General features: G+C 43.6%; 25 protein-coding genes. All 25 read right to left on the bottom strand.

Annotated features, from left to right (window positions below; all coding sequences use genetic code 11):
• The coding region (locus J2S25_RS17665; RefSeq protein ID WP_307192515.1) for a hypothetical protein at positions 1-94 on the bottom strand (94 nt) is incomplete at its 3' end.
• A 176-nt stretch (positions 95-270) separates the two neighbouring features.
• A complete protein-coding gene (rpsK, locus tag J2S25_RS17660) occupies positions 271-660 on the bottom strand; it encodes a 30S ribosomal protein S11 (protein ID WP_044393872.1) in 390 nt (129 codons plus the stop codon).
• 24 nt (positions 661-684) lie between these two features.
• A complete protein-coding gene (gene rpsM, locus J2S25_RS17655) occupies positions 685-1,050 on the bottom strand; it encodes a 30S ribosomal protein S13 (protein ID WP_044393874.1) in 366 nt (121 codons plus the stop codon).
• Between the two features lie 23 nt (positions 1,051-1,073).
• The gene (gene rpmJ / locus J2S25_RS17650; RefSeq protein WP_003156543.1) at positions 1,074-1,187 is read right to left on the bottom strand and encodes a 50S ribosomal protein L36; all 114 of its coding nucleotides are present in this window, start codon (positions 1,185-1,187) and stop codon (positions 1,074-1,076) included.
• A gap of 34 nt (positions 1,188-1,221) precedes the next feature.
• The gene (gene infA / locus J2S25_RS17645; protein ID WP_009791305.1) at positions 1,222-1,440 is read right to left on the bottom strand and encodes a translation initiation factor IF-1; all 219 of its coding nucleotides are present in this window, start codon (positions 1,438-1,440) and stop codon (positions 1,222-1,224) included.
• A gap of 184 nt (positions 1,441-1,624) precedes the next feature.
• Positions 1,625-2,404: a type I methionyl aminopeptidase gene (map, locus tag J2S25_RS17640; RefSeq protein ID WP_044393878.1), complete on the bottom strand. Its 780-nt coding sequence runs from the start codon at positions 2,402-2,404 to the stop codon at positions 1,625-1,627.
• On the bottom strand, positions 2,401-3,054 hold the full coding sequence (locus J2S25_RS17635; protein WP_044393880.1) for an adenylate kinase: 654 nt from the start codon (positions 3,052-3,054) through the stop codon (positions 2,401-2,403). The genes map and J2S25_RS17635 overlap by 4 nt, the downstream gene beginning before the upstream one ends.
• Before the next feature lie 55 nt (positions 3,055-3,109).
• On the bottom strand, positions 3,110-4,405 hold the full coding sequence (gene secY, locus J2S25_RS17630) for a preprotein translocase subunit SecY (protein ID WP_044393882.1): 1,296 nt from the start codon (positions 4,403-4,405) through the stop codon (positions 3,110-3,112).
• Positions 4,405-4,845 (bottom strand): 50S ribosomal protein L15, encoded by a 441-nt coding sequence (rplO, locus tag J2S25_RS17625; RefSeq protein WP_044393884.1) that lies wholly within the window; start codon positions 4,843-4,845, stop codon positions 4,405-4,407. Before rplO ends, secY begins: the two co-directional genes overlap by 1 nt.
• 31 nt (positions 4,846-4,876) lie before the next feature.
• On the bottom strand, positions 4,877-5,059 hold the full coding sequence (gene rpmD, locus J2S25_RS17620) for a 50S ribosomal protein L30 (RefSeq protein ID WP_044393886.1): 183 nt from the start codon (positions 5,057-5,059) through the stop codon (positions 4,877-4,879).
• Between the two features lie 13 nt (positions 5,060-5,072).
• Complete coding sequence (gene rpsE / locus J2S25_RS17615) at positions 5,073-5,573, bottom strand: 30S ribosomal protein S5 (protein WP_044393888.1); 501 nt, start codon at positions 5,571-5,573, stop codon at positions 5,073-5,075.
• A 23-nt stretch (positions 5,574-5,596) separates the two neighbouring features.
• A complete protein-coding gene (gene rplR / locus J2S25_RS17610) occupies positions 5,597-5,956 on the bottom strand; it encodes a 50S ribosomal protein L18 (RefSeq protein ID WP_044393890.1) in 360 nt (119 codons plus the stop codon).
• A 32-nt stretch (positions 5,957-5,988) separates the two neighbouring features.
• Complete coding sequence (rplF, locus tag J2S25_RS17605) at positions 5,989-6,525, bottom strand: 50S ribosomal protein L6 (RefSeq protein WP_044393892.1); 537 nt, start codon at positions 6,523-6,525, stop codon at positions 5,989-5,991.
• 32 nt (positions 6,526-6,557) lie between these two features.
• A complete protein-coding gene (gene rpsH / locus J2S25_RS17600; protein WP_044393894.1) occupies positions 6,558-6,956 on the bottom strand; it encodes a 30S ribosomal protein S8 in 399 nt (132 codons plus the stop codon).
• Between the two features lie 30 nt (positions 6,957-6,986).
• The gene (locus tag J2S25_RS17595; protein ID WP_084221810.1) at positions 6,987-7,172 is read right to left on the bottom strand and encodes a type Z 30S ribosomal protein S14; all 186 of its coding nucleotides are present in this window, start codon (positions 7,170-7,172) and stop codon (positions 6,987-6,989) included.
• 25 nt (positions 7,173-7,197) lie between these two features.
• On the bottom strand, positions 7,198-7,737 hold the full coding sequence (rplE, locus tag J2S25_RS17590; protein WP_044393896.1) for a 50S ribosomal protein L5: 540 nt from the start codon (positions 7,735-7,737) through the stop codon (positions 7,198-7,200).
• Between the two features lie 26 nt (positions 7,738-7,763).
• Positions 7,764-8,075, bottom strand: a complete 312-nt coding sequence (gene rplX / locus J2S25_RS17585) for a 50S ribosomal protein L24 (protein ID WP_044393898.1) — start codon at positions 8,073-8,075, stop codon at positions 7,764-7,766.
• Positions 8,076-8,109: 34 nt separating this feature from the next.
• Positions 8,110-8,478: a 50S ribosomal protein L14 gene (rplN, locus tag J2S25_RS17580; protein WP_044393899.1), complete on the bottom strand. Its 369-nt coding sequence runs from the start codon at positions 8,476-8,478 to the stop codon at positions 8,110-8,112.
• A 40-nt stretch (positions 8,479-8,518) separates the two neighbouring features.
• Complete coding sequence (gene rpsQ / locus J2S25_RS17575) at positions 8,519-8,782, bottom strand: 30S ribosomal protein S17 (protein WP_044393900.1); 264 nt, start codon at positions 8,780-8,782, stop codon at positions 8,519-8,521.
• A 19-nt stretch (positions 8,783-8,801) separates the two neighbouring features.
• A complete protein-coding gene (rpmC, locus tag J2S25_RS17570; protein WP_023626422.1) occupies positions 8,802-9,002 on the bottom strand; it encodes a 50S ribosomal protein L29 in 201 nt (66 codons plus the stop codon).
• Entirely contained in the window at positions 8,992-9,426 is a 435-nt protein-coding gene (rplP, locus tag J2S25_RS17565) for a 50S ribosomal protein L16 (RefSeq protein WP_044393901.1), read from the bottom strand. Before rplP ends, rpmC begins: the two co-directional genes overlap by 11 nt.
• A 1-nt stretch (position 9,427) precedes the next feature.
• Entirely contained in the window at positions 9,428-10,084 is a 657-nt protein-coding gene (gene rpsC, locus J2S25_RS17560) for a 30S ribosomal protein S3 (protein ID WP_044393902.1), read from the bottom strand.
• Positions 10,085-10,087: 3 nt separating this feature from the next.
• Positions 10,088-10,429 (bottom strand): 50S ribosomal protein L22, encoded by a 342-nt coding sequence (gene rplV / locus J2S25_RS17555; protein ID WP_044393903.1) that lies wholly within the window; start codon positions 10,427-10,429, stop codon positions 10,088-10,090.
• An 18-nt stretch (positions 10,430-10,447) separates the two neighbouring features.
• A complete protein-coding gene (gene rpsS / locus J2S25_RS17550) occupies positions 10,448-10,726 on the bottom strand; it encodes a 30S ribosomal protein S19 (protein ID WP_044393904.1) in 279 nt (92 codons plus the stop codon).
• A gap of 57 nt (positions 10,727-10,783) precedes the next feature.
• Entirely contained in the window at positions 10,784-11,614 is an 831-nt protein-coding gene (gene rplB, locus J2S25_RS17545; protein WP_044393906.1) for a 50S ribosomal protein L2, read from the bottom strand.
• Between the last annotated feature and the right edge of the window lie 28 nt (positions 11,615-11,642).

The raw sequence follows: 11,642 nt of genomic DNA, 5'->3' as shown, positions 1-11,642 counted from the left end.
ATCCACGCTCAAGCGGTTCTACGACAAACTTGCCGTATTTGGCATCATCGCTGATCTCAACCGTTTCGATTTTTGGTTTTTCTATTTCGATCATCAAATATACCCTCCTTCAAAACGTCGAAACCCCGGCAGTTTTTTTCCCTTACCGAAATTCCCCCATGTATACGTTCCCGTTTGTGCACAACAACTGGATTAATGATTTCTGTATAACTAGAAAATATTTGTATCATATCCCATTATTGACAGGAGTACAAATTCTATACAGAAAAATTAAACACGGCGACGTTTCGGCGGGCGGCAGCCGTTATGTGGAACCGGAGTTACATCTCTAATAGCTGTAACTTCAAGACCTGCAGCTTGAAGAGCACGAATTGCTGCTTCACGACCTGCACCTGGACCTTTAACAGTTACCTCTAGAGTTTTCAGACCATGTTCCATAGAAGTTTTAGCTGCAGCTTCAGCTGCCATTTGTGCTGCAAATGGAGTGGATTTACGTGAACCCCTGAAACCAAGCGCACCAGCACTAGACCATGATAATGCATTGCCATGTACATCTGTAATAGTTACGATAGTATTGTTGAAAGTTGAACGAATATGCGCAACTCCACTTTCAATATTCTTTTTGACGCGGCGTTTGCGTGTATTAGTTTTACGAGCCATTTAAATGTTACCCTCCTTTACGGATTATTTTTTCTTGTTAGCTACAGTCTTACGAGGACCTTTACGAGTACGTGCGTTGTTCTTCGTGTTTTGTCCGCGAACAGGCAAGCCACGACGATGACGCAAGCCACGGAATGAGCCGATCTCCATTAGACGTTTGATGTTTAATGAAACTTCACGTCGAAGGTCACCTTCAACCTTTAACTTGTCGATGATCTCACGGATTTTGTTAAGTTCATCTTCAGTAAGGTCGCGAACGCGAGTGTCTTCAGAAACACCAGCTTCAGCAAGTACTTTCTCAGCAGTGGGTCTGCCGATTCCAAAAATATAAGTTAAAGAAATAACTACACGTTTTTCACGTGGAATATCTACACCAGCAATACGTGCCATCTAGATGCGCACCTCCTTTTATATTAACCTTGTTTTTGTTTATGTTTAGGGTTTTCACAGATCACCATTACTTTGCCTTTTCTGCGGATGACTTTGCACTTTTCACAGATTGGCTTAACAGATGGTCTCACTTTCATTACTCTAACCTCCTTGATAGTACGGAGTCACGGTTTATTTAAAGCGGTAAGTAATTCTTCCGCGAGTCAAATCATATGGAGAAAGCTCAACTGTTACTTTGTCTCCAGGCAGGATCCGAATGAAGTGCATTCTGATTTTACCGGAAACATGAGCCAACACTGTATGACCATTCTCTAATTCTACCTTAAACATGGCATTCGGCAAAGTTTCTATTACTGTGCCTTCAATTTCAATTACATCATCTTTCGCCATAAACTGGTCTCCCTTCCTTATTCAAATACGTATTCAATCATGTCCGCAATAGCGGAATAGTACTTTTCTATTTATGATACAGCCCATGCCATCGAGAATAAAGGTGAAAATACTCAACCTTATAATTATAACACAAAGGTCGCTTCCCGTCCGCAAAGAAAATTCATTTTTGCCTATTTATCGACTAGATATCTGAATTAGACGGCTGAGCACCAGATTCTACTTTGGTTAAGATCTCATAACCAACTTCGGTGATCGCAATCGTATGCTCAAAATGAGCACATATTTTACCGTCAACTGTTATCACAGTCCAATTATCGGCTAACGTATTCACATAGCGGCTTCCAGCATTCACCATTGGTTCTATGCACAAAACCATTCCGGGCTTAAGCCTTGGTCCTCTGTTAGGAGGGCCGTAATGAGGAATTTGCGGGTCTTCATGCAATTCTTTCCCAATTCCATGGCCGACATACTCACGAACAATAGAAAAGCCTTCTGATTCAACATACGTTTGAATTGCATGGGAGATGTTCGAAAGATGTTCCCCTGGCTTAGCTTCTTTCAGTCCTTTGAACAATGACTCTTCTGTCACGTCTAAAAGACGCTGGGCTTGCTCATCAATCTTTCCAACCGGGTAAGTCCAAGCGGAGTCCCCGTGGTATCCGTTGTATTTTGCTCCGATATCAATGCTGATGATGTCCCCTTCATTAAGAACGCGATCTCCAGGTATCCCGTGAACTAGTTCTTCGTTAACGGAAGCACAGATGCTGCCGCGAAAACCATTATAACCTTTAAAAGAAGGAGTTGCACCTTGTTTTCGGATAAAATCCTCGGCAATTGCATCCAGCTCTTTTGTTGTAATGCCAGGCGCAATCTGTTTCTTTAGCTCCTGGTGCGTCATCGCTACTATGCGACCTGCTTCCCGCATCACTTCTATTTCACGAGCGGTTTTCAATATGATCATTCATTTAAGCCCCCAAGCAATTTCTCGATATCAGCAAAAACGACATCAATGTCCTGCTGACCGTTGATATTGCGTAAGTAACCCTTCTCTTCATAAAAGTGGAACAGAGGCTTTGCTTGTTGGATATTAACGTCCAGACGATTTTGAACAGTCTCTGCATTGTCATCTGCACGCTGGTAAAGTTCTCCCCCACAACGATCACAAATGCCTTCCTTTGCAGGAGGATTGAAAACGAGGTGGTAGGTTGCGCCACAGTTTTTACAAATTCTGCGTCCTGTCAATCGTTCCATTAAGATGCTCTGATCTACATCAATGTTAATGACATAATCAATTTTTTTGCCAAGATCGAAAAGCATGCTGTCCAACGCTTCAGCCTGTGCAACAGTACGCGGGAATCCGTCAAGAAGGAATCCGTTTTTACAGTCTTCTTTGCTTAAACGTTCACGGACAATCCCGATTGTTACGTCATCAGGAACCAGCTCTCCCTTATCCATAAATGCTTTTGCCTGTAATCCAAGTTCCGTTCCTTCTTTGATCGCTCCACGGAACATATCTCCAGTTGAGATATGAGGGATGTTGTATTTACCAACAATTTTTTCGGCTTGCGTGCCCTTCCCGGCACCCGGAAGCCCCATCAGAACCAAATTCACAAGATTTCCCCCCAGTCTCTATTAAAGGATTCAAGGGACAAAAGTCCCCTAAATCTTATTTTATAAAGCCTTTATAATGGCGTTTTACAAGTTGAGCTTCCAACTGCTTCATCGTTTCAAGCGCAACGCCGACTACGATTAGCAAGCTCGTTCCACCAATCTGTACCGATTGCGGCAGACCAGCAATTTTAATAAAAAACACTGGCAGCACAGAGATTACGGAAAGGAAAAGCGCACCGACCAAAGTAAGGCGGTATAGCACTCTAGTCAAGTATTCCTGTGTGCTCTTTCCCGGGCGTATGCCAGGAACATATCCGCCCTGCTTCTTTAGGTTATCGGCGACTTGTTCAGGATTGACCTGGATAAACGCATAGAAATACGTGAAGGCGATGATTAACGCCACGTAGACGGTCATGCCGATCGGCTGTGTGTAATCAAACGTCTTCTGAATCCAGAGTGTCACATCATTCGTGCCAAAGAACTGAGCAATTGTCGGAGGCGTAACGACAAACGAAATCGCGAAGATCACCGGGATGACACCAGCCGCATTCACTTTCAAAGGAAGGTGGGTGTTCTGTGCGCCAACCGGATTGTTTCCAGCACTCATGCGTTTAGCGTACTGAATCGGAATCTTACGCGTCGCCTGTTGGATGAAAATAACCCCAACAATAATGGCAATAACCGCAACCAAAATCAGCAGTACAGTTACAATGCGGAGGAACAGAGCTCCCCCAGCGTCCGAGAACTGCTGTGCATAAATCTGATTGACCATTGTCGGAATTCCAGCAACAATACCTGCAAAGATAATGATCGAAATCCCATTTCCCACACCTTTTGCCGTAATCTGTTCACCGAGCCACATTAGGAATGCAGTTCCAGCTGTCAGAACAAGGGCAATCATCAGGTAGGAAGTGACGCCGGCATTTTCGATCAACATGCCACTTGAAATATTGTTAAAACCATAAGACATACCGAATGCCTGGATAAAACCAAGAACGATCGTGAAATAGCGGGTAAACTGAGCTAACTTGCGACGTCCGACTTCTCCTTGTTTAGACCATTCCGTAAACTTTGGCACAACATCCATTTGCAAAAGCTGGATGATGATCGAAGCGGTGATGTACGGCATGATTCCCATCGCAAAGATGGAGAAGTTCTTTAGTGCGCCGCCGCCAAATGTGTTCAGCACTCCGAAGACACTCATGTCATCCTGTGCTTTCAAAATATCTGCATTTACGTTTGGTACAGGAATAAATGTACCAAGCCGAAATACAATCAACATTAAAAGGGTGAAGAGAATTTTATTTCTAATTTCACCCACGCGCATAAAATTGGAGATTGTCTGGAACATTAAATCACCTCAGTTTGACCGCCGGCAGCTTTGATTGCTTCCTCGGCTGCTGTGGAAAACTTATGAGCTTTAACAGTCAATTTCTTCTCAAGGCTTCCCTTAGCAAGGATCTTAACACCTGCTAGTTCCTTCTTGACAAGACCTGTTTCGATGAGAAGTACTGGAGTTACTTCTGTTCCATCTTCGAATATGTTCAGGCTATCTAGGTTTACAACTGCGTATTCTTTGCGGTTGATGTTCGTGAAACCGCGTTTCGGCAAGCGTCGGAATAAAGGCGTTTGACCGCCTTCAAAACCAAGGCGAACACCGCCGCCGGAACGAGCGTTTTGACCTTTATGACCTTTACCAGCAGTTTTACCTTGACCAGAACCGATTCCACGTCCAAGACGCTTGCGTTCTTTACGGGAACCCTCTGCAGGCTTTAATTCATGAAGTTTCATGTTGGCACCTCCTTATTTTAAAAAGGTAAAATTATTTTTCTGTTACTGTTACGAGGTGAGAAATTTTGTTGATCATGCCGCGCATCGCTGCATTATCAACCTTCTCCACTGTTTGGTTCATTTTGCGTAAGCCAAGTGCTTTAACTGTTTCGCGCTGATCTTGCGGACGGCCGATCAGGCTGCGAGTGAGGGTAATTTCTAATTTGTTAGCCATTTGATTTCCCTCCTTATCCTAACAGTTCTTCCACAGATTTACCGCGTAGTTTTGCTACGTCTTCTGCACGTTTAAGTTGAGTTAAACCTTCTAAAGTTGCTCGAACCATGTTGATTGGAGTGTTTGTTCCTAGAGATTTAGACAGGATATCCGCCACACCAGCTAATTCTAGTACCGCACGAACTGGTCCGCCAGCAATAACTCCAGTACCTTCAGAAGCAGGCTTCAGAAGGATTTCACCAGCACCAAAGTGTCCGATTACTTCGTGAGGAATGGTAGTACCAACCATAGGAACTAGGATTAGGTTTTTCTTCGCATCTTCGATAGCTTTGCGAATCGCTTCAGGTACTTCTTGTGCTTTACCAGTACCCATGCCGACGTGACCGTTTTTATCTCCTACTACTACAAGAGCAGAGAAACGGAAACGGCGTCCACCTTTAACAACTTTCGCAACACGGTTAATCGTAACCACGCGTTCTTCAAGTTCAAGTTTGTTTGGATCAATACGAAGCATCTTTTGTGTCCCTCCTTTTTCTATTAAAATTCTAAGCCGTTTTCGCGGGCAGCATCTGCAAGTGTCTGGATGCGTCCGTGATAGAGGTATCCGCCACGGTCAAATACTACAGATTTATAACCTTTTTCTACAGCACGTTTAGCGATTAATTCACCGATTTTCTTTGCTGCTTCCAGGTTATTGCTTTCAACATTCACTTCTTGATCTAAAGTAGAAGCACTCGCTAGAGTTACTCCGTTTACATCGTCGATTAATTGAGCATAAATGTGCTTGTTAGAACGAAACACATTTAGACGAGGACGAGCTTCAGTTCCGCTAAGTTTCGCACGTACACGAGCATGTCTCTTCCGGCGAGTAGCGTTTTTATCAGCCTTCGTAATCATTTACGTCACTCCTTTCGTTAACCTATGCGGCATTACTTACCTGTTTTACCTTCTTTGCGGCGTACATATTCGCCTTCATAACGAATTCCTTTGCCTTTGTAAGGCTCTGGCGGACGTACGTCACGGATGTTAGCAGCCAATGCGCCAACACGCTCTTTATCCGTTCCTTTGATAATGATCTTCGTATTAGTTGGGACTTCAATTTCAAGTCCTTTTTCTGCCTCGATTTCAACCGGATGAGAGTATCCAACGTTTAGTACGAGTTTGTTCCCTTGTTTTGAGGCACGGTAACCAACACCTACTAGTTCAAGGCCTCTTTCGAATCCATTCGATACACCCTCAACCATGTTGGCAAGAATCGCACGAGTTGTTCCGTGCAATGCACGATGTTCTTTGTTCTCCGTTGGACGAGAAATGTTGATTATATTCTCTTCAATCTTAATTTCGATATCAGCGTGAAAAGTACGAGACAATTCACCTTTAGGTCCTTTTACTGTTACGTGATGGTTATCAAGAGTTACAGTAACACCTGCTGGAATTTCAATTGGTTTTTTCCCTACGCGTGACATTTGTTGCACCTCCATTCATTCAGAAAAATCTATTACCATACGTATGCTAAAACTTCTCCGCCTACTTGCTTAGCGCGAGCTTCTTTGTCCGTTAAAACGCCAGTTGAAGTTGATACTAGCGCGATACCTAAACCGTTGAGTACACGAGGTACTTCCGTTGATTTTGCATAAACGCGAAGTCCAGGCTTACTGATTCTTTTTAGACCAGTAATAACACGCTCGTTGTTTGCACCGTACTTTAAGAAGATACGGATGATACCTTGCTTATTGTCTTCGATATATTCAACGTCACGCACGAAACCTTCACGTTTAAGGATCTCAGCGATTTCTTTTTTAATGTTAGAAGCAGGTACTTCTAATTTTTCGTGACGAACCATATTCGCGTTACGAATACGAGTTAGCAAGTCTGCAATCGGATCTGTCATGACCATTTAATTTACCTCCTTCCAAAGCTTTCAGTTTTACCAGCTAGCTTTTTTCACACCAGGAATTTGTCCTTTGTATGCTAATTCACGGAAACAAATACGGCAAAGCCTAAATTTGCGGTATACAGAGTGCGGACGGCCGCAACGCTCACAGCGAGTGTACTCTTGTACTTTGTATTTAGGAGTGCGTTTTTGTTTCGCAATCATTGATTTCTTAGCCACGTTTTCGCCTCCCTCTTATTAGAGATTACTTTTGAAATGGCATTCCGAATTGGGTTAATAGTTCACGTGCTTCTTCGTCAGAGTTAGCAGTCGTTACAATAACAATGTCCATGCCACGTACTTTGTTTACTTTATCGTAATCAATTTCAGGGAAGATTAATTGTTCTTTAACCCCAAGTGTGTAGTTTCCACGTCCATCGAAAGACTTCTTGGAGATACCGCGGAAGTCACGTACACGTGGCAAAGATACTGAAATTAACTTGTCGATGAATTCGTACATGCGCACACCGCGAAGAGTAACTTTCGCACCGATTGGCATTCCTTCACGAAGACGGAAGCCTGCGATTGATTTCTTTGCACGAGTCACAACTGGCTTTTGACCAGTGATCGTTGCCAATTCCTCCACTGCAACATCAAGAGCTTTAGCGTTGGCGACAGCATCACCTACACCCATGTTGATTACGATCTTTTCAAGTCTAGGAACTTCCATGATTGACTTATAGTTAAACTTGCTCATAAGAGCAGGAGTAATTTCATTGTTAAACTTTTCTTTTAGGCGGTTCATCGATTGTACCTCCCTTCTTCAATAGACTATTTATCTAGAACTTCACCGGATTTTTTCGCAACGCGTACCTTCTTGCCGTCTTCGACAGTGTAACCAACTCGGGTTGGTTGACCGGATTTCGGATCTATAGGCATTACGTTTGATACATGAATAGCTGCTTCCTGGTTCAAGATTCCACCTTGTGGATTCACTTGAGAAGGTTTTGCGTGCTTTTTCACGATGTTAATTCCCTCTACAAGAACACGGCTTTGCTTTGGATAAGCTTCAAGGATGATCCCTGATTTGCCTTTGTCTTTACCAGAGATGACCATTACTTTGTCACCTTTTTTTACATGCATCTGTGTGCACCTCCTTAAAGGCATTTGGAATTGATTATAGTACTTCTGGAGCTAATGAAACGATCTTCATGAAGTTGTTATCACGAAGCTCACGTGCAACTGGTCCGAAGATACGAGTGCCACGAGGGCTCTTATCGTCACGGATGATGACACAAGCATTCTCGTCAAACTTAATATAAGTGCCGTCAGTCCGACGCATACCAGTTTTTGTACGAACGATAACCGCTCTGACAACGTCGCCTTTTTTAACAACGCCACCTGGTGTTGCTTGTTTTACTGTGCATACGATAACGTCTCCGATATTAGCAGTCTTACGGCCGGAACCGCCTAGAACTTTAATAGTAAGCACTTCACGAGCACCTGAATTATCAGCAACTTTTAAACGCGTTTCCTGTTGGATCATGCGAGTAACCTCCCTTCGGAATGAACCTTAATCCGAACAATTAAATAATAACAGCTGTTTCCACTACTTCTACAAGGCGGAAACGTTTTGTCGCAGATAGCGGACGAGTTTCCATGATACGAACTACGTCGCCGATTTTTGCCTCGTTTTGCTCATCATGAGCTTTGAATTTCTTAGAGTATTTCACACGCTTGCCGTATAATGGATGCTTTTTGTATGTCTCGACAAGAACCGTAACTGTTTTGTCCATCTTGTCAGAAACTACGCGTCCAGTATAAACTTTGCGTTGGTTGCGTTCACTCATTGTGAGAACCTCCTCTCAATTATCTGTTAACGCCGATCTCTCGTTCACGAATTACAGTTTTCATGCGAGCAATCGCTTTGCGCACTTCACGGATTCGAGCTGTGTTTTCAAGTTGTCCAGTCGCTAATTGAAAGCGCAGGTTGAATAGCTCTTCTTTTAATGATTTTACTTTTTGTTCAATTTCAGCAGTGGTAAGGTCACGAATATCATTAGCTTTCATTAGATTCACCACCAATTTCTTCTCGTTTAACAAACTTGCACTTTACAGGAAGCTTGTGTGCTGCAAGGCGTAGTGATTCGCGTGCGACTTCTTCAGAAACGCCAGCTACCTCGAACATTATTTTCCCCGGTTTAACAACTGCTACCCAACCTTCAGGAGCACCTTTACCAGAACCCATTCGGACTTCTAGAGGCTTTGCAGTATATGGCTTGTGAGGGAAGATTTTGATCCAGACTTTACCGCCACGTTTCATGTAACGAGTCATTGCAATACGGGCAGCTTCAATTTGACGGTTTGTGATCCATGAAGCTTCAAGAGCCTGTAAACCATATTCACCGAAGTTTACTTCAGTACCGCCTTTCGCTTGACCGCGCATTTTGCCACGGTGTTGACGGCGATATTTAACGCGTTTAGGCAATAACATATTATTTGCCTCCTTCCTCAGTTTTCTTCTTCGTTGGAAGGACCTCTCCACGATAAATCCATACTTTAACGCCTAGCTTACCGTAAGTTGTATCTGCTTCAGCAGTAGCATAATCGATATCGGCACGAAGAGTATGAAGTGGAACTGTTCCTTCGCTGTAATGTTCTGAACGAGCGATGTCTGCGCCGCCTAGACGGCCGGAAACCATTGTCTTGATTCCTTTAGCGCCTGCACGCATGGCACGCTGGATAACTTGCTTCTGTGCACGACGGAAAGAAACACGGTTTTCCAATTGGCGAGCGATGTTTTCAGCAACCAATTTCGCTTCGATATCAGCTCTTTTGATTTCAAGAATGTTTATATGAACACGTTTGCCTGTTAGTTCATTTAGCGCTTTACGAAGTGATTCCACTTCTGTACCACCTTTACCGATTACCATTCCTGGCTTCGCAGTGTGGACAGTTACATTCAAGCGGTTTGCAGCTCGCTCGATTTCCACTTTAGAAAGAGAAGCATCGCGTAAACGCTTAGTGATGTACTCACGCACTTTAAGGTCTTCGTGTAAAAGATCAGCGTAGTCTTTGCCTGCGTACCACTTTGATTCCCAATCACGGATGATTCCGATACGCAAACCGACTGGATTTACTTTTTGACCCACTGATTATCCCTCCTTCTTTTCTGATAAAACGATAGTAATATGGCTAGTACGTTTGTTAATTGCACTTGCACGTCCCATAGCACGTGGACGGAAACGTTTCAACGTTGGTCCTTCATTCGCGTACGCTTCGGTTACGACAAGGTTATTAACATCCATTTCATAGTTGTGCTCTGCGTTTGCCAATGCAGATTTCAACACTTTTTCTACGATTGGAGAAGCTGCCTTTGGGGTAAGGTTTAAGATAGCAACTGCTTCACCAACTTGCTTTCCTCGAATTAAATCTAGAACTAAGCGAGCTTTACGAGCAGCAATACGAACTGTTCTAGCAACAGCTTTTGCTTGCATTTGGATGCCCTCCTCTCATTAACGTCTTGTTTTCTTATCGTCATTCCCATGACCTTTGTAAGTACGAGTTGGAGCGAATTCTCCAAGCTTGTGGCCTACCATGTCTTCAGTGACATAAACAGGTACATGTTTGCGACCATCATAGACAGCAATCGTGTGTCCGATGAATTGTGGGAAGATCGTAGAACGGCGAGACCAAGTTTTAACAACTTTCTTGCCTTCAGTTTCATTTAACTTTTCGATCTTTGTGATTAAGTGCTCATCGACAAAAGGTCCTTTTTTTAAGCTTCGACCCATGATTGAACCTCCCTTCGTGATTGTCCTACGGTTCCCGCGAACCGTAGCTCAATCCCGTTATTTTTTACGACGACGTACAATAAACTTGTCGGATTTATTTTTCTTCGTACGAGTTTTGTAACCAAGAGTCGGTTTGCCCCATGGAGACATTGGTGATTTACGTCCGATTGGAGAGCGTCCTTCACCACCACCGTGTGGGTGATCATTAGGGTTCATGACAGATCCACGAACTGTTGGGCGCTTGCCTAACCAACGATTACGACCTGCTTTCCCGATGTTGATCAATTCGTGCTGTTCGTTGCCGACTTGACCAATAGTAGCACGGCACTCAGCAAGGATCATACGCACTTCGCCTGAGTTCAAACGAATCAATACATACTTGCCTTCTTTACCAAGAACCTGTGCAGAAGTTCCAGCAGAACGAACCAATTGTCCGCCTTTGCCAGGCTTCAACTCGATGTTGTGTACGACTGTACCAACTGGGATATTAGCTAGTGGAAGAGCGTTCCCTACTTTAATGTCAGCTGTTGTGCCGGACATAACTTCCATGCCTACCTCTAGGTTTTTAGGAGCAAGGATGTATCTCTTTTCACCATCTACATAATTAATTAACGCAATGTTTGCTGAACGGTTTGGATCATACTCAATCGTGGCAACGCGTCCTGGAATGCCATCTTTTGTACGTTTGAAATCAATGATTCTGTACTGACGCTTATGGCCGCCACCTTGATGACGAACAGTTAACTTACCCTGGTTGTTACGACCGCCTTTTCTGTGCAACGGAGCAAGCAAGGATTTTTCCGGCTTGTCAGTTGTAATTTCAGCAAAATCAGATGCTGTCATATTACGACGACCGTTGGAGGTAGGTTTGTACTTTTTAATCGCCATTTCGTTTCCCTCCTCTTCTTATTAGATT

The sequence above is a fragment of the Mesobacillus stamsii genome, from assembly GCF_030814065.1.
GTDB lineage: Bacteria > Bacillota > Bacilli > Bacillales > Cytobacillaceae > Mesobacillus > Mesobacillus stamsii.
The sequence above is the reverse complement of the archived record's forward strand: the minus strand, read 5'-3'. Positions and strand labels throughout refer to the sequence as shown.